23 protein-coding genes, 1 pseudogene and 1 riboswitch are annotated in these 25,910 nt (G+C 43.4%); of the genes and pseudogenes, 1 reads left to right on the top strand and 23 read right to left on the bottom strand.

The window, feature by feature from the left end:
- Positions 1 to 37: 37 nt before the first annotated feature.
- From KFV02_RS09030 to KFV02_RS09070, 9 genes and pseudogenes are all read right to left on the bottom strand, one after another.
- A complete protein-coding gene (locus tag KFV02_RS09030; protein ID WP_252381222.1) occupies positions 38 to 424 on the bottom strand; it encodes a hypothetical protein in 387 nt (128 codons plus the stop codon).
- 236 nt (positions 425 to 660) lie between these two features.
- Positions 661 to 966 carry a hypothetical protein gene (locus KFV02_RS09035; protein ID WP_252381223.1) on the bottom strand — a complete coding sequence of 102 codons (306 nt, stop codon included), beginning with the start codon at positions 964 to 966 and terminating at the stop codon, positions 661 to 663.
- A 171-nt stretch (positions 967 to 1,137) separates the two neighbouring features.
- Positions 1,138 to 1,410, bottom strand: a complete 273-nt coding sequence (locus KFV02_RS09040) for a ComEA family DNA-binding protein (RefSeq protein ID WP_252381224.1) — start codon at positions 1,408 to 1,410, stop codon at positions 1,138 to 1,140.
- 219 nt (positions 1,411 to 1,629) lie between these two features.
- On the bottom strand, positions 1,630 to 3,678 hold the full coding sequence (locus tag KFV02_RS09045) for a ribonucleoside triphosphate reductase (protein WP_252381225.1): 2,049 nt from the start codon (positions 3,676 to 3,678) through the stop codon (positions 1,630 to 1,632).
- A gap of 36 nt (positions 3,679 to 3,714) precedes the next feature.
- Positions 3,715 to 4,041 (bottom strand): annotated as a pseudogene (locus tag KFV02_RS09050) (four helix bundle protein); the annotation flags it as partial.
- Positions 4,042 to 4,103: 62 nt separating this feature from the next.
- Positions 4,104 to 4,838, bottom strand: a complete 735-nt coding sequence (locus KFV02_RS09055; RefSeq protein WP_252381227.1) for an anaerobic ribonucleoside-triphosphate reductase activating protein — start codon at positions 4,836 to 4,838, stop codon at positions 4,104 to 4,106.
- Positions 4,833 to 5,156: riboswitch (cobalamin riboswitch) on the bottom strand. It overlaps the preceding gene by 6 nt.
- Positions 5,157 to 5,272: 116 nt before the next feature.
- Positions 5,273 to 5,953, bottom strand: a complete 681-nt coding sequence (gene purN / locus KFV02_RS09060; protein ID WP_252381228.1) for a phosphoribosylglycinamide formyltransferase — start codon at positions 5,951 to 5,953, stop codon at positions 5,273 to 5,275.
- An 89-nt stretch (positions 5,954 to 6,042) separates the two neighbouring features.
- Positions 6,043 to 7,572 carry a uroporphyrinogen-III C-methyltransferase gene (gene cobA, locus KFV02_RS09065; protein WP_252381229.1) on the bottom strand — a complete coding sequence of 510 codons (1,530 nt, stop codon included), beginning with the start codon at positions 7,570 to 7,572 and terminating at the stop codon, positions 6,043 to 6,045.
- Between the two features lie 15 nt (positions 7,573 to 7,587).
- Positions 7,588 to 10,251 (bottom strand): valine--tRNA ligase, encoded by a 2,664-nt coding sequence (locus tag KFV02_RS09070; protein WP_252381230.1) that lies wholly within the window; start codon positions 10,249 to 10,251, stop codon positions 7,588 to 7,590.
- Between the two features lie 561 nt (positions 10,252 to 10,812).
- Between KFV02_RS09070 and KFV02_RS09075 the strand changes: the two genes are divergently transcribed.
- The gene (locus tag KFV02_RS09075) at positions 10,813 to 12,144 is read left to right on the top strand and encodes a BPL-N domain-containing protein (RefSeq protein ID WP_252381231.1); all 1,332 of its coding nucleotides are present in this window, start codon (positions 10,813 to 10,815) and stop codon (positions 12,142 to 12,144) included.
- A 242-nt stretch (positions 12,145 to 12,386) separates the two neighbouring features.
- Here the strand turns inward: KFV02_RS09075 and KFV02_RS09080 are convergent, their stop codons facing one another.
- From KFV02_RS09080 to KFV02_RS09145, 14 genes are all read right to left on the bottom strand, one after another.
- Entirely contained in the window at positions 12,387 to 12,770 is a 384-nt protein-coding gene (locus KFV02_RS09080; protein WP_252381232.1) for a DUF3568 family protein, read from the bottom strand.
- Between the two features lie 820 nt (positions 12,771 to 13,590).
- A complete protein-coding gene (locus KFV02_RS09085) occupies positions 13,591 to 14,385 on the bottom strand; it encodes an HD domain-containing protein (protein ID WP_252381233.1) in 795 nt (264 codons plus the stop codon).
- Positions 14,386 to 14,871: 486 nt separating this feature from the next.
- Positions 14,872 to 15,192, bottom strand: coding sequence for an SHOCT domain-containing protein (locus tag KFV02_RS09090; RefSeq protein ID WP_252381234.1), 321 nt, complete (start codon positions 15,190 to 15,192; stop codon positions 14,872 to 14,874).
- Positions 15,193 to 15,206: 14 nt separating this feature from the next.
- Positions 15,207 to 15,392, bottom strand: a complete 186-nt coding sequence (locus KFV02_RS09095) for a hypothetical protein (RefSeq protein ID WP_252381235.1) — start codon at positions 15,390 to 15,392, stop codon at positions 15,207 to 15,209.
- A gap of 131 nt (positions 15,393 to 15,523) precedes the next feature.
- Positions 15,524 to 16,198, bottom strand: coding sequence for a thermonuclease family protein (locus tag KFV02_RS09100; RefSeq protein WP_252381236.1), 675 nt, complete (start codon positions 16,196 to 16,198; stop codon positions 15,524 to 15,526).
- A gap of 482 nt (positions 16,199 to 16,680) precedes the next feature.
- Complete coding sequence (rpoD, locus tag KFV02_RS09105; RefSeq protein ID WP_252381237.1) at positions 16,681 to 18,444, bottom strand: RNA polymerase sigma factor RpoD; 1,764 nt, start codon at positions 18,442 to 18,444, stop codon at positions 16,681 to 16,683.
- Between the two features lie 74 nt (positions 18,445 to 18,518).
- Positions 18,519 to 20,243, bottom strand: coding sequence for a DNA primase (gene dnaG / locus KFV02_RS09110; RefSeq protein ID WP_252381238.1), 1,725 nt, complete (start codon positions 20,241 to 20,243; stop codon positions 18,519 to 18,521).
- A 459-nt stretch (positions 20,244 to 20,702) separates the two neighbouring features.
- Positions 20,703 to 23,000 carry an endonuclease MutS2 gene (locus tag KFV02_RS09115; RefSeq protein WP_289510133.1) on the bottom strand — a complete coding sequence of 766 codons (2,298 nt, stop codon included), beginning with the start codon at positions 22,998 to 23,000 and terminating at the stop codon, positions 20,703 to 20,705.
- Between the two features lie 17 nt (positions 23,001 to 23,017).
- Positions 23,018 to 23,461, bottom strand: coding sequence for a GatB/YqeY domain-containing protein (locus tag KFV02_RS09120; protein ID WP_252381240.1), 444 nt, complete (start codon positions 23,459 to 23,461; stop codon positions 23,018 to 23,020).
- Entirely contained in the window at positions 23,462 to 23,662 is a 201-nt protein-coding gene (rpsU, locus tag KFV02_RS09125; protein ID WP_252381241.1) for a 30S ribosomal protein S21, read from the bottom strand.
- Positions 23,663 to 23,816: 154 nt separating this feature from the next.
- Positions 23,817 to 23,996 carry a hypothetical protein gene (locus KFV02_RS09130; RefSeq protein ID WP_252381242.1) on the bottom strand — a complete coding sequence of 60 codons (180 nt, stop codon included), beginning with the start codon at positions 23,994 to 23,996 and terminating at the stop codon, positions 23,817 to 23,819.
- 21 nt (positions 23,997 to 24,017) lie between these two features.
- Positions 24,018 to 24,290 carry an HU family DNA-binding protein gene (locus tag KFV02_RS09135; protein ID WP_252381243.1) on the bottom strand — a complete coding sequence of 91 codons (273 nt, stop codon included), beginning with the start codon at positions 24,288 to 24,290 and terminating at the stop codon, positions 24,018 to 24,020.
- A gap of 214 nt (positions 24,291 to 24,504) precedes the next feature.
- Positions 24,505 to 25,278, bottom strand: coding sequence for a 16S rRNA (adenine(1518)-N(6)/adenine(1519)-N(6))-dimethyltransferase RsmA (gene rsmA, locus KFV02_RS09140; protein ID WP_252381244.1), 774 nt, complete (start codon positions 25,276 to 25,278; stop codon positions 24,505 to 24,507).
- Positions 25,275 to 25,766 carry a DUF2062 domain-containing protein gene (locus KFV02_RS09145; protein WP_252381245.1) on the bottom strand — a complete coding sequence of 164 codons (492 nt, stop codon included), beginning with the start codon at positions 25,764 to 25,766 and terminating at the stop codon, positions 25,275 to 25,277. Before KFV02_RS09145 ends, rsmA begins: the two co-directional genes overlap by 4 nt.
- Positions 25,767 to 25,910: the final 144 nt, after the last annotated feature.

The raw sequence follows: 25,910 nt of genomic DNA on the forward strand, positions 1-25,910 counted from the left end.
CAATCTAGATCACTTAAATTTGCTTGATAACTCTATCTTATCTGCTCTTTTGGTTAAATTTAAACCGGACACTAGTGACTTTACATTTTGAGCAGTAGAATTGTGGAGATTGAAATGATATATTACCAAAGGTAGTAGAGACGGTTTTCTGAGCTTTTCTTTTAAATCTAGTTTTTTTACCGCATTCTGGACATTTATAGACTGAAAAGTGTGCATCCAACTTAGCCTGGATAATAGCAGATAACATCGCTGGATGACATTGATAAATGTTATTTTCTTTTAACTTTTGTATAACTTGAAACAGACTCATATTTGGAACATCAATCAGATGAAAAATTGTTTCGAATTGTTGGTCTATGCTACCGTAAAAAACTTCTTTTGCTTTGGTCATAGTAATATTTTGTATTAAAGCTTGAGCAACCATGTATTACCTCCTTAACGAAATAACAGAGATAATACATGAAAATTAAATAAATGTTAAATCTTTAACCACAATTTGTTCAAAGAAATCAATATGTTAAATATAAAAAATTAGATGAAAATTTTCGGTGCAGCTATCGGATGCACCCACATTTAACTATCTGTTCAGCCCTCTCCACCAGATACTGTAAATAATGCCAATCAATCTTGACGACAATCACCAGATCAATCACACCATAATCAATGCCTTGCATAATCGCCTATTATATAGGCCGCCTCTACATTTCCCAGTCGGGAATGAATTTCATCTATAATCTTATCAATACCAAAATACTTGCGCACAATAGTGTTTAATTCGGGAAATAAGGGATGCAAGGTGTTGGCTGAATATTTAATGGTGCGACCATTAACTTTCTTCTTCAGCAGTCCTGTTTTTGTTAAACGCTCCAGTTCAACGCGCACACCATTGGAGGACTCGCTAAACTCTGCTGCCAGTTCCCGCAAATAACTGCTTACATGAGGATTTAAAAAAAAATTTAGAAACAAGTTTTAGGCGTGTTTTCGATGTAATAAGAACATCTAACATAAATTCTGAATATTTTTTTTACTCAAAAACTGTCAAGATATTTTTGAACGTCCAACATGGCTTTGGCTTCTAATTTGACTGTCCAAATTTTCCTCCTCTAAAAAAAAACGGCCCTTACGGGCCGCTTAAAGTCATTCAACTGTTATCAGACTCTTTAACCTCTCGCATTTAACCGGACCTATGCCTTTGACCTGCATGATATCTTCTTTTATTCTAAAAGGATATTTCTCCCTGTATTTTATTATCCTCTCAGCGATCACCGGCCCTATACCCGGAAGGCTAATCAACTCCTCTACAGTGGCAGTGTTGATATTCACCGGTTCTCCAGCAAGGGCAAAAGACGGAGCAATGCACAAAGTCCAAACTAGAGCTACAACAAACAAAGCTTTTAGAAAACGAAACATAGGGAACCTCCTTCTGGCCCATGCCCCCCATCGTGGCAGGAGTGCATGAAACATCAAGTTCAAAGTTTATTTATATCAATACGTTGCGTATATTTTATTTACGCTAACGGAGTTATGCTCTGATTTTTTTACATAAGGTGATTCCTTATGTAAAAAAGAGGTTCCCAAACATTAACAAAAACAAGCTTCTAGAACAAGCTGGCAACGATCGAATAATCTTTAAACTGCCAATTCAAATACCTGCCGGTCTCTGTATTCTGCCTGCTTACCCTTGTTCCAAAGGTTAACCGGCCTGTAATAACCCACCACGCGAGTATACACTTCGGTATCCAGACCACATTTCGGGCAGGTAAAATGTTCGCCTTGCAAATAACCGTGTTCCTTACAAACAGAAAATGTCGGGGTAATGGATAAATAAGGTAGTTTAGTCTTGGATAATGCCTTGAGGATAAAGCTCCTTAAGGCACCTGTATCTGTTACAGCCTCACCCAGGAAGGTATGAAAAACAGTGCCGCCAGTATACAAAGGCTGAAGTTTATTCTGGTGTTCCAGAGCAAAAAATACGTCCCTGGTGATGTCCACAGGCAAAGTTGTGGAGTTGGTGTAATAGGGCACACCATTTCCAGAAGTATAGATAGTATTGTAAAGGGCCTTATCAATCTTGGCCAAGCGATAACTTGTTCCTTCCGCAGGGGTTGCTTCAAGATTATATAGATTTCCGGTTTCTTCCTGGAATTTTACAGTCAAGTTACGCAAATGTTCAAGAACCCTCTCCATCAGCCTCATGCCGGCCTCGGTTTCAATACCCTTGCCCAACAGATTCATGCAGGCTTCGTGTCCGCCTACCAAGCCAATAGTACTAAAATGACCTTTAAGGCCATTTTTTAAGTACCTTCTAGAAAAGGGGAAAAGACCTTTTTCCATGTTATCGCAAATGAGCTTGCGTTTAAATTCCAGAGAGTCCTTTGCCAGCTCTGCATATTCAGCGATTAAATCTAAAAAGTCCTCTTCACCCTGAGCCAAAAAAGCCAGCTTAGGCAGGTTCAAGGTGACTACGCCAATAGACCCGGTCAAATCACCCGCCCCAAACAGACCTCCGGTTCTTTTCCTCAGCTCCCTTAAATCCATCTGCAAACGGCAGCACATGGAACGCACATCTTCGGGATTTAAGTCTGAATTGATAAAATTCTGGAAATAAGGCACACCATATTTTGCTGTAAGCTTGAGCAGCAGTTCGCCGACCTCACTTTCCCAAGGGAAATCAGGCGTCACATTATAGGTGGGAATGGGGAAAGAAAAGATGCGCCCATGGTAATCACCTTCCAGCATGACCTCTAAAAAGGCCCTGTTAATCATTTCCATTTCCGGGACAAAATCCCCATAGGTCTCATTTTGCAGCTTCCCACCAATAATCACTGCTTCTTTGGCAATATGTTTAGGTGGAACCAGATCAAATGTTAAATTGGTGAACGGGCTCTGTCCCCCCCATCTGGAAGTGGTGTTCAGGTTAAAGACAAATTTCTGCATGGCCTGCTTAACCTGGTGGTAATCAAGGCCATCATAACGGACAAAGGGGGCGAGATAAGTATCCACATTATTAAAGGCCTGTGCGCCGGCCCATTCATTTTGCAGAGTGCCCAAAAAGTTGACCATCTGCCCCAAAGCAGAATCAAAATGTTTGGCCGGACCGGAAGAACACCGTCCTTCCAGGTTGAACCCTTCCAGGAGAAGGTCACGCAAACTCCATCCGGCACAGTAACCAGCCAGGCCAAAAGACAGGTCATGGATATGAAAATAACCATGTTCATGGGCCAAACGAATCTCTTCCGGATATTTTTCCAAGGCGTACCTGGCCTGCACAGATCCGGACAAATGCAGCATCAGCCCCTGAAAAGAGTGGGCCATGTTGGCATTCTCATTAACCCGCCAATCAGACTTGTTCATGTAGCTGTCAATGGTATCTTTGATATCTAAAAAGGCCTCTTTCTGGCTACGAATCTCCCGTCTCTTTTCCCGGTATAAAATATATTTTTTAGCAGCCTGATACAGCCTGGACTCCATGAGGACCAATTCCACCATATCCTGGACCTGCTCTTGCTCAGGTATGTCCAAATCTGCAAGCTTGTTTTCCACTTTCATGGCCAGTCTTTTGGCCAAAAGAGGATCTTTAATCCCGCTGGCCTTTAAGGCCTTGAAAATAGCCTGGGCGATCCTATCTACAGACCAGGTTTCCAGCCGGCCGTCTCTCTTTTTGATTTGTTTAGGCATAAATATATCTCCTTTCAGATAATTTTGAATGTTGAATTATTTTTTATTCTGTTGTCCAGTCTTTATTATGCTTGTTAAAATTTTCATAATACTCTCAATTTCATCAAACAGGAGCTTTACTTTCGGCTTATCAGGATCAATATAGCCACTATCTTTTAATAAGTTTAGCCAATAATGCGTCTCTCTTGCTTCTTTAGCTGAAATAGACATCTTCGCTAAAAAATCTTTTTTACTAAATCCTACCTGAGCTTCATTAACATTTGCACCAATTGATGTTCCGCATTCTAACAATTGTTTAGACATCACATATTCTCTTTTATCATCTACCAGAAAATTATATAATTCAATAACCATTGAAGCAAATTTATATGTCTTTTAAACTATTATATTATCTTTCACTTCTTTAATTAAACATCCAACATTAATCATTCAACATTAACGAACGTCTGCTCTACCAATTCAAATCCTTTGGGCAGGTAGGTTTGAACTTCATGCATATCATCTTCTGTTAAACTCGGTACCCTGGTACATCGAAAGATAAATCTGTTCGGCCATTTTTTAGCCATATCAAAGATGGCTTCCAGACATTTTTGTGCTTTTTGTGAGCTAACCTTATTTCCAGTCAGCTGGGGATATTTTCCCCAGGGGCCTTTGACATCCACGGCTACCATCCGGACCAAATCCTTTTCCAGGACCAGCTTGACCACATCTGGCCGCAGACCATTGGTATCAAGCTTAACCGGAAGATTAAATACCCTTAAGGTGGTCAGGACTTGTTCAAGCCCCGCCAAGATAGTTGGCTCCCCCCCACTAACCACTAATCCATCCAACCAGGTTTTGTCATGATCTATTCTTTCCAGAACCATCCCCCGGTCCAATTGGGGTAAACTTTGCGGTTCCCAGGCAAGCCTGGCATTATGGCATGTGGGGCAACGCAGATTGCATCCACCAAAAAACAATACCGCGGTCACCTTGCCCGGCCAGTCACATAAACTTAACGGTTCATATCCGCGCAATGCCACCCAGGGCGATACGCAGGAGTTATTCTTATCTGACATTCCGAAAATAAATTTAGGGTACCTTGGTTTAAAATTCAGAATCTTAAGTATTTTGAGGATAAAATAAATATTTCCCCTGCATCCTCGTGCAGAGAAAATCATGACAAGCTCCAGGCAGGTCTTCTGGCTCTTCCCGGTTTTCTGCCGACCTTCCCATCCTTTTTTAAAAAAAGAAGTTCAGAAGTTGAGAAGATTAGGAGATAGGTTTTTATAAACGAAAGTCCCATCTCCTTTTCCGTGTTCTTCAATCTTCCTAACTTCCCAACATCCTATCTGCCTAACTTCTCCTAAGCAGGAATGCAGGACAGTGGTCATGACCTGGAGAAAACCTTCACGGGAATTACAGCGGCGGGACCGCCCCGGACTCTCACCGGAGTTCCCTATTAAGGCCGCGCGGCCACCTGGAGTAAATCATGGCGGCAGAAATTATAATCCCACCAGAGGCAGGATACAAGAAAAAATAAAAAAATAAATAATTCGACTAATTAGAGGGCGAGACTTTTTAAATTAAACCCAAAATCCCTGGTCTGGCGTGACTAAAAACCCGGCTCCAGTCCTGGATTGACAAAGGCTGGTGCTGTTTCATCCGCTTGCACAAAAACCGGAGGGCAATCCCTCACTTCCACTTTTCTGCCCACAATCTTAAGCCTTCCCTGGGCCAGCCACTCAATAGCCTGAGGGTAAATCCGATGCTCCCAATTCAAGATACGCTGCCCGAGGCTCTGGCCATCATCGCTGACATAGGCCGGCACAACAGCCTGGATAATAATCGGACCATTATCCATTTTCTCGTCCACAAAATGCACTGTACACCCGGAAAAACGCACCCCATAATCAGCTGCCTGGGCCTGGACACGCACGCCTGGAAAACTGGGTAAAATTGCAGGATGTATATTTAAAATTTTATTGGGAAAGGCCTGAATGAACGCAGGAGTCAATATCCGCATAAATCCGGCCAGAATTACCGCTTCTGCACCTGCTTCCTTGATAACCCGGACCATGGCCTGATCAAAGTCCTCGCGGGAAGAAAAATTTTGATGCTCGATAACTTCCGTGCGCAAATTATGCTTTTTGGCTCTTGTTAGTCCGTAGGCATCGGGTTTATTGCTGATAACCACCTTGATTTCGGCATGAAGCACTTTCTGTTCTATTTTATCAATTATGGATTGCAGATTCGACCCGCTTCCTGAGATTAAAACAGCTATGGGTAAGGCCATTGATCCTCCTTTTTTGTTTGAGTGGTTAAGTTAATTTATTCTCTTAATAATACAAAACAACTAAACCACTCAACTACTTACCTACTCAACTATTCAACTATAGCTTTCACCAAGCCATCTATAGTAAATTCTTCTGGCTGAATATGGGCATCAAAACCATACTTCTGTAATGTTCTAGCCGTAATAGGACCTATGCAGGCCAATTTTATACCGTTTCCGCCTTCTGCGGCAGATACATAAGGTTTAAGTTTCTCAGCATCGAGGAGACTAAAGAAATTCTCAACAGTAGAAGAACTGGTAAAGGTAATATATTGAATTTTTCCTTCATTAATCTGCTCTAAGAGGACATCAGCGTTAGCGTCGCTTTCCTGGCTTAATACTGTTTCGTAAACAGGTAAAATATCTACCTCTGCCCCGGCACGTCTCAGGTTTTCCGGTAGGACCTCCCGTGCCTTCTTGGCCCTGGGAATGAGCACTTTTTTGCCCTTGATCCCCATTTTTAAAAGCCCTTCCACCACGGATTCCGCCACGTATTTATCAGGAATAAAGTCAGCAAAAATCCCCCTTTCTCTCAAAGCAGAAGCCGTGGCCGGCCCAATTGCTGCCACCTGCGTCAGCCCGAGAGCGCGGGCATCATAGCCCATGCTTCTCAGCTGTTGCCAGAAGAATTTGACCCCATTGACAGAGGTAAAAACAATCCATTGGTAAAAATCCAGATTTGTGATGGCCTCTCTTAAATGAGAGTAATCATCCAGAGGCTTGATCTTGATGGTTGGGAACTCATAACAGCATGCGCCAAGTGCTTCCAGCTTGCTTACCAAGACGCTGGCTTGTTCCCTGGCCCGAGTCACAACCACGCCTTTACCCAAAAGTGGCAGCTTTTCGAACCAATCCAGCTTATCTTTTAATTTAACCACTTCCCCGACCACCAAAAGAGATGGAGGTCTAAACCCCTTCGCTCTGGCCTGGTCAGCTATTTCAGCAATAGTGGACACCAGTGTTCTTTGGCGACAGGTTGTTCCCCAATGGATGAGGCTTGCCGGCATATCCGGACGCATGCCAGCCTGGATAAGGTTGGTACTAATATATTCCAGATTTTTCACGCCCATAAAAAAGACCAGGGTACTTGTTCCAGAGGCCAGGGCCTGCCAATTATGAGCGCTCTCGGGCTTGTCCGGGTCTTCGTGACCAGTGATAAACGATACTGAAGAGGCATACCTTCTATGGGTCAAGGGAATACCAGCATAAGCCGGCGCGGCCACAGCCGAAGTCACCCCCGGAACCACTTCAAAATCAAGACCTGCTTCGATAAGCTCCTCTGCCTCTTCCCCGCCCCGACCAAAAACATAGGGATCGCCGCCTTTGAGCCTGGCCACAACCAGCCCCTTTTTGGCCCTGTCCACCAACAAATCATTAATCTTGTCCTGGGGCAGGGTGTGATCTCCGCCTTTCTTGCCTACATAGATAATTTCTGCATCCTTGCGGCAAAACTTTAAAAACTCCTTATTAGCCAGATAGTCGTAAACAACAACGTCAGCCTTTTCCAAGATATTTTTGGCCTTTATGGTCAAAAGCCCAGGATCGCCAGGCCCTGCTCCCAATAAATAGACTTTAGACATCGCTTAATGTGCCTCCTATTTCAGTCCAGCAAGCCGCTCTCTTAATTTTTCTAGCTTTACTTTTTTTTCCTCAAATTCATTCAGTTTACGCTTTTCTTTGTCCACCACATGAGCTGGGGCCTTGTTCACAAATCCCTCGTTGGACAGTTTGCGGCTGACAAATTCCAGCTCCTTGTTGATTTTCTTTAGTTCCTTATCAAGCCTTGCAAGTTCACTTTCTATATCCACCAGGTCTTTGACCGGCACATAGAGCTCATGCCCCTTAACCACATTAGAAGCTGCACCAGGCGGCGGAGTCAAATCAGGTTCGGCCTGCATCGATTCCAAGCGGGCCAAATGCATAATTAAACTTTTTTGGCCAAGCAAAAAGTCTCTGTCCTCTCCTTCGACGCGTACATAAAGTTTAAGTTTCTGCGAAGGTCCAATACCAAGCTCCGAACGAATGTTTCGCACACTAACTACAACTTGTTGTAAAAACTCCATCCTCTCTACCACATCTGGCTGCAAACATTCCGGCCGACTCTCTGGAAATGGCTCCCGGGCCAAATTTGGATTTTCCTGTCCAGGGATATAGCTCCATACTTCCTGAGTAACAAAAGGAATAATGGGATGTAAAAGAACCAAAATTTCACTTAAAACCTGTTTCAAACAGCCCCTGGCCAGGGATTTGACTTCTTCGTCCTGACCATAGAGCTCTGGCTTGATCATCTCCAGGTACCAGTCACAAAACTCATGCCAGACAAATTGATATAGTACCCCGGCTGCATCGTTAAACCGGTAAGCTTCTAAAGCCTTGCGCACCTCCTCTTTCACTTCTTCAAGGCGATGCAAGATCCATTGGTGAGTCAAGCCACCGCTTTCACTAATTTTGGCCGGCTCAAACTCAATTTTTTCTTCCTCTGTTAAGTGCATCAGCGCAAATCTGGCTGCGTTCCAGATCTTATTGATAAAATGGCGGTAGCCCTCAATGCGCTCTTCGCTCATCTTGATGTCCCGGCCCATGGCAGCAAAGGCAGTCAGTGTAAATCTGAAGGCATCAGTGCCAAATTTATCCATCATGAGCAGCGGATCAATAACATTGCCCTTGGATTTACTCATTTTCTGGCCCTGGGCGTCGCGAACCAGAGCATGAATATAGACATGCCGAAACGGGACATCCTTCATAAAATGCAGGCCCATCATCATCATTCGAGCCACCCAGAAAAATAAGATATCAAATCCTGTGACCAGGACGGAGGTGGGATAAAACTTTTTAAGCTCCTCGGTCTGATCTGGCCAACCCAGGGTGGAAAATGGCCACAAGGCAGAGGAAAACCAGGTATCCAGCACATCTTCATCCTGACTTAATTTGTCACTCTTGCATTCCGGGCAAGCTGTTGGATCTTCTCTGGCCACAATCAAATGCCCGCAGTCTTCGCAGGTCCAGGCCGGAATCCGGTGTCCCCACCAGATCTGCCGGGAGATACACCAATCTCTAATATTATCCAACCATTCAAAATAAGTCTTGGTCCAGTGATCTGGAAAAATTTTGGTTCGGCTATCTACTACAGCCTGTCTGGCTTCCTTGGCCAGCGGACCAATTTTTACAAACCATTGCCTGGAAACATACGGTTCAATAACTGCTCTACAACGATAACAATGGCCCACACTATGTTGCAGATCTTCTTTTTTGACCAGAAAGCCCTGTTCCTCAAGCATCTGAACGACTTTTTTCCGGCACTCAAACCTGTCCAGACCAGCAAACTCAGGACCGGCCTGCTCATTCATCCTGCCTTCATCGTCAATAACCTGAATAACATCCAGATTATGCTTCTTGCCCAGTTCAAAGTCGTTCATGTCATGGGCAGGGGTAATCTTCAGGCAACCTGTGCCAAACTCTCTGTCCACATAACTATCAGCAATAATAGGGATTTTCCTCTGAACCAAAGGCAAGATAACTTCCTTACCAATTAAGTGACTATATCTTTCATCTTCGGGATGCACAGCCACACCAGTGTCGCCGAGCATGGTCTCCGGCCTGGTGGTAGCCACGATTACTTCTCCCTGGCCATCAGCCAAAGGATACTTAATATGGTAAAGTGCACCCAAAGCCTCTTCATGTTCAACTTCCAGATCTGCCAAAGCAGTATGACATCTGGGACACCAATTGATAATATAATCGCCCTGGTAAATTAAACCCTCTTCATAAAGACGGACAAAGACTTCGCGCACGGCCCTGGATAATCCTTCATCCATGGTAAAGCGCAGCCTTGACCAGTCCACAGAGGCACCAATACGCCGAATCTGATTTAAAATCTTATTTCCATACTCCTCTTTCCACTCCCACACACGTTCAATAAACTTTTCCCGTCCTAAGGACTGTCTGGTCTTACCCTCGGCGGCCAGGGCCCTTTCCACCACGTTCTGCGTGGCGATTCCAGCATGGTCGGTGCCTGGCACCCAAAGTACATCATAACCAAGCTGGCGGTGAAAACGGCACAATATATCCTGCAAAGTCAGGTTCAGGGCATGGCCCATGTGCAGGGTCCCGGTTACATTTGGCGGAGGAATAACTATGGCATAAGGCTTTTTAACCTTGTCAACATCCGGACTAAAACTCTTATTCTCTTCCCAAAACTCAAGCCACTTTTCTTCCACACCTTTTGGATCGTATCCTTTAGGCAATTCTTGTGCACCCATATCTATCTCCATGGAATAGTTAACTGGTGGAATGATTGATTAATTATTTATTTTGTTTACTTAAGCGATTGGTGGTTGAGAGTTAACCAGTCAAACAGTAAACTAATAAACCAATTTACAAACTATACAAATCCAATATTGCCCTGTCCATAAAAAATCAAGCCTGCTACAGGGCAAACGCATCTGATTTTTAAGAGAAAACCTCGCGCCAAGCCGCCAAGTCGCCAAGGAAAATAAAGGCTTTTGTTCGGCTTAAGGGCACAAGCCGAACAAAAGCTTCCCGGCCCTTTGGGCCGATGTTTGATGTGCACTAAGGATCTGTTAGATATATAAATTTTTGAATTCAGCCTAGGTTAATCCATTTATCCTGGCCTAAAAGGCCAGTAAGTCAGGTCTGTCAGCGTCTTGCTGACAGACCTGACGCTTTCGCTATTTCTACCCTTGGCGTCTTTGCGTCTTGGCGCGAGAATTTTTTGCGATTTAAGTGCGTTTGCCCTGAAACCAGATAAGCTACAGGTTTACAGGTTGAATGAATCACGGTTAATGGATAACGAATCTCCAATGAAACATAGAACAGAAAAACTTTTCATCCTCTGGGATGAATCCCATTTATGGGGGATTCTTCTCTGGCGCGCCTTAAACTTCTGGCGAGTGCCCATCCAGGTTGTAACCGCCTGCCAGATTCAAAGAGGAATTTTGGCTCAAGAAAATCCCCTGGCTCTTCTCGTCCCAGGCGGATGGGCCAGGCTAAAATCCCAAAACCTAGGAGTTGATGGAAGAAAAAATATCCGCAAATTTATTCAAAACGGAGGGAAATACCTGGGTTTTTGTGGAGGAGCAGGGTTGGCACTCAAATCAAGTGGCCCAGATCCAGCCAATAAAGGCAAAAGACGCGCTGTGCCCCTGCTTGATCTCTGTTCATGGGGCCGCAAACCAATGTCTAAGAGACTGCCGAATTTTAGCGGTCATATTTTGTGTCAGGTAGAATTAAAGAACAATAACCTTATTTCCCAAATGGCTTTGCCTGTCTGGTGGCCGTCACAATTTGCACCGAATGACGATCCCACGGTGCAAATCTTGGCCTCATATCTTGAACCGGAAAAAGATTTCTGGGTAACTGACCTCAATTTAAGTGCCCTTGAACCACAGGAACTTCGTAAATGGGAGAAAGTCTATAAAATCAGTTTAAATCCCGCCCTTATCCAGGGTGAACCATGCCTCATCCAAGGCAGATTCGGCCAAGGAGAGTATATTTTAAGCTATGCGCACCTTGAAACTCCTAACTCTCCGTCTGCCAACAAGCTTCTTTGGACCATTCTCTCCACCTGGCTGAAGAAAAAAGAAGATGGAAAGTTAAGAAGATGGGGAGATAAGAAGAAGGTAAAAGGTTGGGGCAATTATGTTCAACCAGCTCTCCCAGAGTGGGATGTGCAGAATCCAGCCATTGTCTGGGAAGACAAGGACCTTTTTGAGCTATGGAAAAGGGTAGAAAGCATAATTGACTTTGGCCAAAAGCATTTTCTTCTTTCCTGGCGCAGACCCTGGCTTCTTTCATGGCGTAGAGGTATCCCCGGTTCCCACATCAATTTTATTTACGCCATGCTTTCCTTTATCTTAAGCGTAAGACCTAAATCAAAAACGCTTGCTTTGTGGAAAAAAAATAAAGACCAGCTTACTTATCTAACAGATAAATTCTGCATACGCCTCAAACCTTATCTTCTGGCAGAAAGGTTGGCCCTAACCAGCAGCCCATCCTCACCTGAAACAAGCTCGAAAGCCGGTCTTCAACAAGACAAAATCGAACTCTTTGGCACCTTTCCTGGCTATGGCGGCCTTTATGGCCAGATTATAAATATTCTGGACCAGCTTATCTTGAGCAGCCTAAGGGAGTAGGTGAGTAGTTAAATAGTTGAGTGGTTGAGTAGGGAAGTGGTTAAGTAGGTGAGGCTTGCGGACCAGCAGGGCATCGAAGCCACCCCAAAATTTTCACGACGCACAAGCTGAATATCGATAAGCAAAATGTCCAGTTGTCCAAAGAGCCCGCAAACAAGCTATAGATGGGGCAAGTCTTTGTGCGCACCGCCAGAAAAGAACCCCCGAAATATTTATATTTGTTATGGATTGTAACCTTTCAGCTAAATTCTGGAGAGAATCTCTTTTAAAATCTGCCTGGCTCGCTGCTCATCCCCCAATACGCCGACCCGGATAGTTATTTCACAAGAATATTGGGTTAAGGCCTCTATGGTGATCCAAACATTGGTGTCGTCCAAATATCTGGACCTAAGTTGAGCAGCGTCCTTGCCTCTTTCGGCCTTTAGTATAGGCAGTCCCATCTTTTTCATGGCCGTGATACTGGCCTGATAGACTTTGTCCATGTCCTTATTCAAATGCTGAGTAAGCTTTCCTTTATACCAGATGGCCGCCCCGGCTCCGAGTCCACTTCCAACTACAAACAAGCAACTAAGCTGAGTCATCATTAAAAAAACACAGAAAAAACCTAAAATAAACTTTTTGAGCATAAGACAATCCTTTATTATTTTAAGTTTAATTCAAAGTTGTCAATAATTCCAAGTAGATATCAAATTTAACGGGCGCATCCGCTATTGAGTCTGTGGCCAAACCTCATTTTGACTGCTGATAGAAGGTCTTGGTTTCTGCAATGCATTACAAACGGCTTGGGTAACCCAATCTTGACGCAGCTTGCGGAAGAACAGAGCATCGGGATGAATGGACTAAATATTTTGCGATACTGACCATAACTATCGACAGTTTAAATTGAACGATTTTTTTGCAGTTCAAACTTTGAGATTGCTTCGCTACACTTTGTTCCACTCGCAATGACAGGGGCGAGATTGTCATTGCGAGGGCAGCGAAGCTGTCCGTGGCAATCTCTCACCCATTCACTGAAAATCGCTCAACTTAGGTATAATTAAAAGAATATTTCTTTACCCAAAATATCCCTTTATGCTCTGTCCGCGAGCAAGTTTTGAGAACAGGTCCAAGTCTTTGTACCAGCATGAAAGAAACCAAGACTAGAATAAACCATGAAAATTAAGTTGATAAAAAAGTACGGCCACAGGCTCTATTTGCACTGATTCTTCCATATCCACTCTACTCCGTCTGGATTGGCCAAGCTTCTAAAGTCTCAAAAGTATTTTCATATCATCCATCTCTACCCTATTCACCTTACTCTCCCCACTCAACCACTCAACTACTCAACTAAATTATTGCTTAATTTCTCGTTATTCTAAGGGAGCGTAAAACCGACCAACTAAATAATCTCAGAGCGGCTGCACGAGATTCTTCGCTTCGCTCAGAATGACGTGATCAGAACACCAACTAACAGATGCATTCGGTTTTAGCCTTTATTTTCCCTGATAAATAGCTAATCAAATCTTCCTTTAAGCGAGTAATTAGGTCAGTCTGAGGCAAAAGTTCGATCAAACTATGCACATAGCCTTTAGCCAGTACCTCCCGGCACGTAAAGGCAAAGTTTAAATCAAACACCCAGGAGAGAAGAAGAAGCTTAAAATCATTAATATAGACCATATCCGTGTAATTGGCCAATCTTCCTTGCTGGACCTGCTCTAATACCTTTACACTAAAGGCCTCTGGTTCATCTCTCAACCCCAAGGTGACCACCCTGTTTTCTTTCCCCCCCGGCTGAACATAGGAAAGTACAACCGGGAAAATATCTAGTTTGTCTGCATCCCGGACTATCTGTGAGATCGTCAATAGGTTAGGCGGCAATTTTAGCGGAAGACTTAGGCGGTTGTGCAAAAGCACTGCAATGAGGACATTGCGTGCTTCTTTAAAAGACAAGTTATTTAAGATTTCTTCTCTTTTTAGGATCTCATTACCGAGGCGGGCATGATCAACGGACAATTTGTCGTTAAAGGTCTTGAATCGGGAGTACTGCTCAAACCGACCTATATCGTGAAACAGGGCAGCCAAACTAGTCAAAAAATAAAGTCTGGAATTTAAGCCCTCATCATGTGCAATAGCCTGAGCATTTTTAAGCACCCTATATGAGTGCTCTTCTTTTAAGCGGATATTTTCCTGATCCTGTTCATTTTTACTGTAAAACTTATGCACATACTCCTTAAACCACAGCTTATATTTAGCAAACTCCATCACTATCTCTTTTGAGTCTGTAGCCAAACCCTATTTTATAAGCGCTGATTGAAAGTCTTGGTTTCTCAAATGCATTACAAATGGCTTAGGTAACCCATCTTAGAGAAGCTTGCGGAAGAACAGAGCATAGGGGTGAAAACTAAATATTTTGCGAGATTGACCATAACTATCGACAGTTTAAATTGAGTGATTTTTTTGCAGTTCAAACTTTGAGATTGCTTCGCTGCCCTCGCAATGACAGGGGCGAGTTCGTCATTGCGAGGGCAGCGAAGCTGTCCGTGGCAATCTCACCCATTGACTGAAAATCGCTCAACTTAGGTATAATTAAAAGAATATTTGGTTACCCCAAATATCCCATTATGCTCTGTCCGCAAGCAAGTTTTGAGAACAGGTCCAAGTCTTTGTACCAACATGATAGAAACCAGGAGTGAAAAATAATCATGAAAACTTGCCATCTTAAGTATGCTGCTTCTCCGTTTCCCCATGTCAGCGCTCCAAATACCACTTCTTGCGCTCAAATTCCTCCTCAGTTATCTCACCTTTGGCCAGCCTTTTGCGCAAAATATCCACAGCTTCCTGAGTCCTTTTGCGCTCTTCCTCAGCCTCGCGCTCCATTTCTTTATCCCTGAGAGGGCCTCCGGGACCAAATAAAAAACGCAAAAAGCCCATTATAAGGGCAAGAATTACCCCAATAAAGACAAATTTTGACAGAGTTAATAACCACCCTCCGGTAAACCCCTCTCCAAATGGCCAGTACTGCCAGGGGTCTGCTTGGGTACAAATAAAATCCAGGTTAAACATCTGCATTTTTAAAGTTAGGGTTATCCTTGAAAATAATCATAAAATACAGGATGAATCAGAATAGTTAGCTTGTTTTCTTCCTGCACTTTGATTACCTTTTCCGGCATAAGCCCCACATCCAAGGCCAACTCCTCAATCCGTTTCTTCTCCATTTCAAATTTACTATCTTCTTTCTCAAAAGTAGCTACCTCTACCCAACCATCCATTTTTACCTCCCGGGGTTTTACGTTAAATATTTCACACGGACTCCGCGCAAAATTTAGAGTTTAATAACTTAACCTGTAGTTGAGTTTAATAATTAAAACGAGTTCTCAAACTCAACCAGTTAGCAATTACATCACTTTTCCATAGGCCATGGCGTACAGGTTCGACAAGGGGCAAAACCAGCATAAAATGCCTCTTTTAAACTAGAAAATAAAATCTTATTTTTGGAAGAAACTCTCTGACCAAAATCACAGCTCAGTCTATGAAAGCGCTTAGACCTTTTATTGCCGAGATATGCTTTCCTGGCCGCATCCATAGTCAAAATCCTGGCCCAAAATCCTTGTCTGGCATCCATGGCTCGCCTTTGCGCAGCCAAAAGGTGAGGAAATTTGTGCTCATTCTGACCTTTGTAAAAAAAACAAAAAGCCAGCCCCTTCTCAACCAGCAAATAATTTAAACTTTCCTTGGTAGGCAAGTAAACATGGGCCAGAATTCGCCCATATCTGTCAACAGAAATTTCCTCGGTTTTAATTATCAGTGTCTGCCCTTGAACCAAACGGAGCAACTCTCTTTTAGCTTCACGAGCAAAGTATTGGCTAGGTGCACCACCATGCCCGATTTCCGGAGCATCAATTCCTTGAAGACGTACCTTCTCTCCACTCTCTAGAATCAGAGTATCACCATCCAGAACCCGTTTAACTCTGACCTGCCAGTCAACAGCATGGACCGAAAAAGCAGAAAGCAAGAAGGCAACAAGAAGACAGCCCAGAAAAATACACCTGAAAATTCGGCTCTGTCCTGTCGACATGAATAACTTCCTGACTCAACTCTGACTTGTTCAACTCATTGACATTACATCATTTTTGAAGAACACATTTTCTGAAATGCATTACAAATGGGTTGGGTAACATATCTTGGCGAAGCTTGAGGAAAAACAGAGCATCGGTGTGACAAAGACAGATACCTGGTGCTACTTGCCATAACTATCTATAATTTAAATTGAGCGATTTTTTTGTAGTTCAAACTTTGAGATTGCTTCGCTGCCCTCGCAATGACAGGAGCGAGTTCGTCATTGCGAGGGCAGCGAAGCTGGGCTGGCTTGCCAGTATTCAACCGGAGTAGATGTGTCCAAGTCCTTGTTAGCACCCCCAGAAAATGCGTTCGTAAATTAACTCCGAAAGTTGAGTGAAAGGAAAAGGCCTCAAGGCGTAAGTTTTTTTAACCCTTAGCCCTGTCAAAAACCTTTTAACCTTCCACTCAACTACTCAACCAATCGAACCAATAACCAAATCAGCTTTCATAGTAAGATTTTAAACAAGCACTACGCACAGGATGTCTTAGTTTACGCAAGGCCTTGGCCTCAATTTGCCTGATTCTTTCCCTGGTTACATTGAATAGTTTACCCACCTCTTCCAGAGTATGGTCGGATTTTTCACCTAGGCCAAAGCGCTTCCTGAGCACCTGTTCTTCTCTTGGGGTAAGCTCAGAAAGTACCTTATCAATGAGCTCAGAAAGTTTAGTATTGACCACTTCTTCGGCCGGAGCCACGGCCTTTTTATCTTCAATAAAATCGCCCAGGCTACTATCCTCCTCATCCCCAATAGGAGTCTCGAGGGATATAGGTTCTTTGGCTATTTTCAGCACCTTTTTCACCTTTTCCAGAGGATAGTCCATCCTCTCGGCAATCTCCTCAGGGGTCGGATCCCGGCCTAACTCCTGAACTAAGTACCTGGAAGTACGAACCAGTTTGTTTATGGTCTCGATCATATGTACAGGAATACGGATAGTCCGGGCCTGGTCGGCAATGGCCCTGGTAATTGCCTGTCTGATCCACCAAGTGGCATAGGTTGAAAACTTGTAACCGCGCTGATACTCAAATTTATCCACTGCCTTCATCAGACCAATATTACCTTCCTGGATCAAATCCAAAAATTGCAGTCCCCTGTTAGTATATTTCTTAGCAATACTTACCACCAGACGTAAATTTGCTCGAATAAGTTCCTGTTTGGCCTTCAATGCATCACTATTGCCCTTCTTGATTCTCCACAGCACTTCTTCCAGGTCATTCACATTGTGCATACACTTTTCTTCTAAGCGCTGGAGGATTTCCATTTTACCATAAATCATTTCCTTGAAGGAAAAAAGCTCCTCCACGGTCATATTCAATTCATCAGCCACAGCAACAGGGTTGATCTCCCGCCTTTCCAACTTCTGGAATAAATCAAAAATCTCATCCTGACTCTTGCCTAGAGAAAGAATATACGCACTAACATCACGCTGACAATTATGCATCTGTCGTACATAATCTTCCACATTCTCAATAAGCCTATCGATCAGGGTCTTTTCCAGCTTGATACTCCGCAACCGCTGAACGATTTCGTCCTTATACTCTAAAATTCTTTTCTGAACACCATAGACGCGGCGATCAAGACGAGCGCATTCATCTAGTTTAGTATAGATATTCTTTTTCTTCTTGTAGATGGCCTTTACTTCTTCTAACAACCTGATGACCCTCTGCTTTTGATTCATCTCTTCTTCAGTAGGATCATCCTCTTCAATAGTCTTAACTACGTCTTTAAGCTTAATCTTATCTTTCTTTAAATCCTCACCCACTTTTATCAATTCTTCTACTACCACTGGAACTTCTACCAAAGCATAAAGTACTTCCAACTCACCGGCTTCAATTTTTTTAGCAATAAATACTTCTCCATCGCGGTCCAAAAGACCAACCGCGCCCATCTCACGCAGGTACATTCGTACAGGATCACTACTCCTTGTAGTGGTATCCAAGACGTCTTCCGTTTCACTTATATCAACTGGCCCCTCAGCAATATCGCTGGTATCTTCCGGTACTACCGATATGGGCTTGCCAGCCTTGGCATCAACAATAGTTATATCCAATTGGTCAAAGATAGTGATAATCTCTTCTATCTGTTCAGGACTATTCACCTCTGCCGGCAAAGCCTTGTTTAACTCATCAAAGGTCAAAAATCCCTTTTTCTTACCTTCAGCTATAAGCGCTTTAATTTGTTGTACATCTTTTATACTACTCATTTGCCCCCTCTCCTATGCGGGTGTATTTTGATACGGCTTGGTTAAACAAAATTACACACATTACCTCTCACAAATTACGAGTGGATTTCCCCTCGCAAAAGAGTTAAAATCCGGCGGATCTCTTGCTGATCACCATTTTTTTGGGCCCGCTCCAGAGCTAGTGTAAGGTTTTTTTTAGTGAGTCTTTTATTTTCCCTGCTTAAAAAATCCAAATACTCTTGCAGTATAACCTCTTTGCTTTCAGCTAGGAGATCTTGCTGCATTTTGCTGTGTACAAAAAAAGTTTTTTGCTCCTCATCAAGCTGGGACAATATCTGATCGGTATCATAGCGAACCAATTTTTCCCACAAATCTCTGGCCCAGTCTGATTTAAAATAATGTGGCATATTCTTTTCATCTAAAATGGGGACATACTCAGGAAAACAAATAGCAAAAGTCAAAATCTCTTTATCTCTTGAGTTTCGCCCCACCTTTAACTTCTGGCCTACACCCGATGTTTGTGCCTTGTGCTTGTTACCTTGCACCTCCGGTATACTTTGGCGCAGTTCCGTCTCCGAGAGCTTCAAGCTCTGGGCAATCTTGGGAATATAATAGGCTCGCCATGAAATATCTCTTAAGTTCAAAAGAAAATCTCTGGCCCAGGCCAGAATTTCTTTGGGAGACTTGTGCAAACTAATCATTGTTAAGCAAAAATCAAGACCATCGCGAGCTTTACCTAGCAATTCATCAAGACTTTTTGGACCATACTTTGTGAGCAAACTATCCGCATCCTCGCCCGCCGGGAACTGGACCACCTTACATCTTAGGCCCTGACTTAAAACCATTTGCGCACTACGCAAGGCTGCCTGGGCTCCGGCCTGATCACCATCAAACAAGAGCACAACGCTCCCGGTCAATCCTCCCAGCCTTTTGACCTGCGTCTCAGTGAGTGCAGTGCCCAAGACTGCACAGGAATTGGTAAACCCATATTGATGAAGGACTATAACATCCATATAGCCTTCGGTAAGCAATACCTCTTGCTTCTGACTAATAGACCGTCTGGCTTGATATAACCCGTATAAATGCTCACCTTTCTTATAGATGAGGGTTTCACTACTGTTTAAATATTTCGGGTCTCCTTCCCGAATAACCCGCCCTCCAAAGGCCACTACCTGCCCGGAGAGATTAAATATGGGGAAAATTAGACGACCACGGAAGCGGTCATAGATACGCCCTTGATTATTTTGGCTCAAAAGTCCGGCATCCACGCCTTGCTCCGGGGTATAGCCAAGAGATTTAAGATGATTTTCAAGGCCATGCCAGTCATCAGGGCTGAATCCAAGACCGAACTTTTGAATCATATCCTGGCTGACTTGCCGCTCGACCAAGTAATCTCTGGCCATTTTCCCCTTTTTAGACCATAAATTATCTTTAAAATAAGTATAGGCCAGGGAGTTAAGCTCCAGACAAAGCCTTCTTTTTGTTTTATCTTTTTGCTTATATGGGGTCCGGCTCTCCTCAAGCCTTATTCCGGCTTCCTGTGCCAGCTCAATAACCGCTTCCTTAAACTCCAGTCCGTTTATTTTCTGATAAAAATGGATGACATCCCCGGCAGCCTGGCAACCGAAACAATAAAAAAAACCTTCATCAGGGTTTACAGTAAAGGACGGCTTGGTCTCTTGATGAAAAGGGCACGGGCCCACCCACCTGCTTCCGGCTGGCCGCAAATTGACATAACGCCCAATTAATTCAACAATCTCAAGCTGCTGCTTAATTTCAGCTATGACCTGGTCATCAATCATTTTTTGTTCAATGTTCAAAGTTCAAGGTTCTACGTTTAAGGGTTTTGTTTTGTTGATAAAGAGCCTGTGGCCAAACCCTATTTTAACCGCTGAATGAAAGTCTTGGTTTCTGAAATGCATTACAAACGGCTTGGGTAACCCAATCTTAATGAAGCTTGCGGAAAAACAGAGCATCGGGATGAATGGGGCTAAATACTTTGCGATGTTCACCATCACTATCGATAATAAAAGAATAGTTGTTTACACAAAATATCCCATTATGCTCTGTCCGCAAGCAAGTTTTAGATGGGTCCAAGTCTTTGTACCAGCATGAAAGAAACCAAGACTAGAATAAAACATGGAAATTAAGTTGATAAAAAGTTTGGCTACAAGCTCTAAAGGTAATTTAGTAGCAATAAACACATTAACCTTGATTGCCAGACGCTTATGCTATCACTCCTGAAATAAGCTAACATTGAACGTTGAACCTTGAACGCTTCACACCAACTCTACCAATGTTACCCCTTCGCCACCCTGGTCGGCAGGAGCGAAGGTTACTTTTTTTACCCCGGAAATCCCACGCAAATAATCCTGCACTGCCTTCTTTAAAGCTCCTGTCCCCTTGCCGTGGATAATTTCTAACTCTTTGCGCCCGGATAATATGGCTTGATCCAGAAACTTTCCCAATTCAATCAAGGCATCTTCTACTCTTTTCCCCCGTAGATCCAATTTAATAGGCAGATAAGAGGTTGTTTTTTTAAACTTAAAGCCCACTCCTTGCTGCTTGTCACCAACCCGTTCCTCTATAGGCCCAAGATCATCAAGTTTAACCCATAAGGCAATCCCGCCCAGATCAATTTTTATCTGCTCTTTTTTGCTGTCTTTAGCATCCACCCGTCCTTTTTTGCCCCAGGGCAGGTAGATATAATTCTGGCCTACCTCAACATCTTCCCAGGAAAACTTCTTGGTTTCCCGCTCTTCCCTCCTTGGCGCAAGTCTTTCCCGCAACTTGGCCATCTCTTTCAGGGCCTTTTTGCGGCTAATCTTCTGTTCCTTCCACTGCCTGATAATCTCTTGCGCAGCTTGCTTTAATTCTAAACTCAACCTCTCTTTTTCCTGCTCAATCCGCTTTAATGCCCTGGCATATTTCTCTTCCAGTTCCTGCTGCCTCTTTTTTAATTTTTCAATTTCCTTTTCCTTGCTCACTGCCAATTCGTTAAGGCGATCAAAAATCTGGCCCTGATCCCCTCCGGCAACAAGCAGGTATTCTTCTGCCCGGGTTAAAATTTCTTCGGCCAAGCCATACTCGCGTGCCACTTGCAGGGCCTGGCTAGCGCCCACCTGATCATAAGCCAGCTTAAAAAGAGGTTTGTTGGTCTCTGGGTCAAATAGAACCGATGCAACCCTGACCCCCTCTCTGGTCAGACCATACATTTTTAAAGCCGGAAAATGTGTGGCCAGGGCCACCCAGGCCTTTTTTTCTAGTAGACCGTCAACAACTGCCTGAGCCAGAGCAGCACCCTGCGTCGGATCTGTGCCCACGCCAAACTCATCTAAAATTACCAGGCTCCTGTCATCCACGTGGGGATAAAATCGGGCAAAGTGCTCGATTTGAGCTGTAAAAGTACTTAGATTGGTCTCCAAGCTTTGCTCATCACCTATAAGAACAAAAATCTTCTCCCAATAAGGAATGAGACTCCCCTCTTTTAAAGGCACAGGAAGTCCAGACTTAACCATGAGGGCAATAAGCCCCAAGGTTTTAAGACATACGGTTTTCCCGCCTGAATTGCCTCCGGTGATAATCAGTGCCTTCTGGTCAGGATTTAATTTAAGATCTACAGGCACAACACGTTGTCCGCGCAGAGCTAAAAGAGGATGTCTGGCCTGGTTCAAGGACAATAAACCATCACTATTCATCTCTTGAGCCAGACCTGAAATTTTATCTGCCAACTTGCATTTTGCCAGAAGCACATCCAGCTCGACCAACCAGGCATATAAAGTTGAAAGCTGTTCTTGCTCCTGCCGGACAAGACCAGACAAATAAGCAAAAACCTGCTCTTCTTCTTTTTTCTCTTCTTGTTTTAGGCTTTGCAGACGATTATTTAGCTCGACCAAAAACAGAGGCTCAAAATAGCAAGTTTCGCCGGTCTGAGAATAATCGTGGATGATCCCCTCAAGCCGTCCCTTGAAGTTGCTCTTTAAAGCTAGGACATAGCGATCTGAAGAAATAGTTAAAAACTCGTCTTGAAGAAAATGAAGAAGGTCGCTATCTTGCAGATAACGCCCCACTTTTTTGGTACACTGCTCGTGAATGGAACGGATTTCTTGACGCACGGACAAAAGCCCTGGCGAACTCTCATCACGCAAATTACCATCCTGGCCAAGACAACGGCGCAAACCAGACCAAAGTTTCTGCGGCCAGGAAATTTTTTCACCTAATTTATACAAATCAGGATATATTTTGGAATTAAGCCCGGAAAAACGTTGCCATGCTTTGTGACCCGCCCTTAGAGTTTCCAAAACGGCCCACAAGCCTTCCCAGGCTAGAATGGCTTCAGGTCTTTTCAAATAATCAAAAATTGAGTCCAGGTCCGGAAAAAAATCCAACTCAAACCTGGCTTCTTTCTGCCATTTGATAGCCTGGCCCAAAAGCCTGCTTTGCCTATTTATGTCCTGGATATCATGAAGCGGAGCAAGTTGCAGGCACTTTTCCTGTCCCGGGACAGAAACAGCTTCCTGACTCAAATGCTGGAGGACTTTGTTTAACTCCAGCATGTTTATTGTCCTGGATTCCATATTTAAGGAGAGTAATTTTACGAAAGTTTTTCACGGACCATTTGACTGAGCTCTTTACCGTCAACACGGCCGGCATATTTGCTCATGATAGTCCGCATTACTTGGCCCATATGCTGCATCCCTTGGGCATCAAGCTCTTTTATGGTTTCATCAACAATCGAGGACAACTCTTGAAGAGTTAAGGGCGTAGGTAGATAGTGTTGAAGAATCTCCAACTCTTTCTTTTCTTTTTCTGTTAAATCTGCACGACCAGCTTTTTGAAATTGGACAATGGCATCCTGACGCTGCTTGGCCTCCTTACTCAGAAGAGCATGGACCTCTTCGTCTTTTAACTCTCTGCCCAATTCCACCTGCTTATTCTTAATGGCTGCCTTGACCATACGCAAGACAGCCACTTTAATCTCATCTTTGGCCTTATAAGCAGCCACAAAGTCTTGATCTAACTTTTTAACCAGTTTCATTTAAAGAAGATTCATTTTACGTAATTTTTTCATCAATCTTTTTCTGGCAGCAGCCTCTTTCTTTTTTCTCTGCACACTAGGCTTTTCATAGTGCTGCCTCTTTTTTAGTTCAGAGAGAATGCCAGCCTTCTCGACTTGTTTTTTAAACTTACGCAAGGCCAGATCAAAATTATCATTCTCCCCTAAGACAACTCCTGGCACAAACCTCACCTCCTTAAAGAGAATATAAACAATCGCCAAAGAAGCAAATTATTATCTATAGCCTCTTTTTCTTTTTTTGGCAAGAAAAAAAAGAGGGCCCTAGGGCTCCTCTTTCTTTTTTCTAATTACCTTCAAACTCCCGTCGTCTATTTTGTTATTGACTTTTTCGCTTCTCTGCCAGGGTTTCACACAAAGATTTAAAGAAAACTACTCCCAAGCCACTGCCAATAACCAAGATTACAGCGTAAAGAACTCCAAAAAAAATAGCGTGATCAGGCCTCCACCATGGAAGATCCTGGGGAAGCATACTGTGAACAGTTTCGCCATGCAACATTTTGGGCCTCCTAAAAAATTTTTATTTTACCGCCTCCTTGAGAAGCTTACCGGGCCTAAATTTAACAACTTTACACGCAGGTATCTTAATCTCTTCACCTGTGCGAGGGTTGCGTCCAGTCCGCTCTTTTCTCTCCTCTACAACAAAAGTTCCAAAACCCGTCAGGGTCAACTTTCCTTCTTTAACCAACGTCTCCTCAACAGCGCCTAAAAATGCATTCAACGCCTTTTCGGAATCAGCTTTGGTCAACCCTGTTTTCTCCGCAATCTTAGAAACTAATTCAGCTTTTGTCATTACAGTCTTCCTCCTTAATTTGTCCATTTGGCCAAGTAAATTCTCGAAGCCAAATTTTATAAAAGTTTACCCCAATTTAAAATATATCTACAAATTATGCCCCCCAGGTAAACTAATGAACTTGTGCTTTATCAATTTTTACAGGCAAACAATAGGCAGAAACAAAATTTCTGGGCTTTAGTCAAGACTATTTATAAAAATTAATGCTTAAAAATTAAAAAATAACCTGGGCCAAACTTCTAATTTGCTCTGGGGAAAGGTCCTCGGGTCGAAATCTAGGACTTATCTCATGCTCTTCAAACCAAAATTTTATCCTTTCATTCCAATATGTTCTCAATATCCGACCAAGCTGCTTACGTCTAAATTGAAAGAGTAACTTGACTGTCCGTGACAGTTTTTGGGCCTGGACTCTACCCATAACCTCTTTTTTGGGCTCAAAGCTAAGAACAGCCGAATCCACCTTGGGTCTGGGGAAAAATACATTAGGGCCAACAAAAAATAAAATTTGCGGGCGGACAAAATTTTGTACCCACACAGACAATGCTCCATAAGTCTTATTTTTTGGCCTGGCCACAAGTCTTAAGCCCACTTCCTTCTGAACCATAAATACGGCCCGCTTAAATGTAGGCAGCTGGCTAAAAAGGTCCCACATTATCGGCGAAGCAACATTATAAGGCAGGTTGCCAATAATTTTGAGTTGCCTTACTTTTTTAAGTTTGGCCCAATAAAATAAAAGAGCATCTCCATTTATTAGGTCTAGGTCTGGCCACTTCTTTTTCAGTTCTGAAGCCAATTGCCAATCTTTCTCTAAAGCAATGAACTCCTCTACCTGACCATGAATAAGCTGAGTCAGGGCTCCCTGGCCCGGACCAATTTCCAGCACAGTATCTTCAGGGCGCAGTGCCAATTGGTGAACTATTTTTCGGGCAGTATTCTTATCTACTAAAAAATTTTGGCCCAAGCTCTTTTTCGGTCTGCACCTGGTCATATTCTCTTTAACCTTTTAAGGCGCCTTCTCTCTGCACGTCGGTCATGATACATTCTGATAAAGCGCAAAGACATAAAATAGGTGACCAGGCTTGCTGGAATTCCCACAACCACCCCTCCAACCATCATAACCACCACTAGGTCCCAGCCCAGTTTGAGCATATCCGCCAGAGCCAGTTGATTTGGGTCATAGCATACATCACTTATGGGCACGAGAAACTTACCGACTACATACAGACCATAATAAAAAAAAGGGACATTCACCGGATTGGACACCCAGGTCCCCAGGGCAGCCGCTATTTTATTACACTTGAAAACAAAGGCCAGGCTTAGAGCCACTACGGTCTGAAAAGGTATAACAGGTAAACAACCTACAAAAACGCCCACGGCTAAGCCTAAAGCAGTTGAATGGGGTGGGGCCTTGATCCTAACAATTTTTAAATACCAGTACCTGAGATATCTTTTTAATTTTACCCACAAACGATTCAACTTCGATCCTCGTGTAGACAGTGTAGATAAAATGTAAATCAGAAAAAATCCAACTCAAAACAGTCAATGACATTTAGGACAGACAAAGTTAAACATTTCATACACAAGCAAGTTTGGCAAAGTCCGACGGCCTCCGGGATTTGT

Source organism: Desulfovulcanus ferrireducens, assembly GCF_018704065.1.
GTDB classification, from domain to species: Bacteria; Desulfobacterota; Desulfovibrionia; order Desulfovibrionales; family Desulfonatronovibrionaceae; genus Desulfovulcanus; species Desulfovulcanus ferrireducens.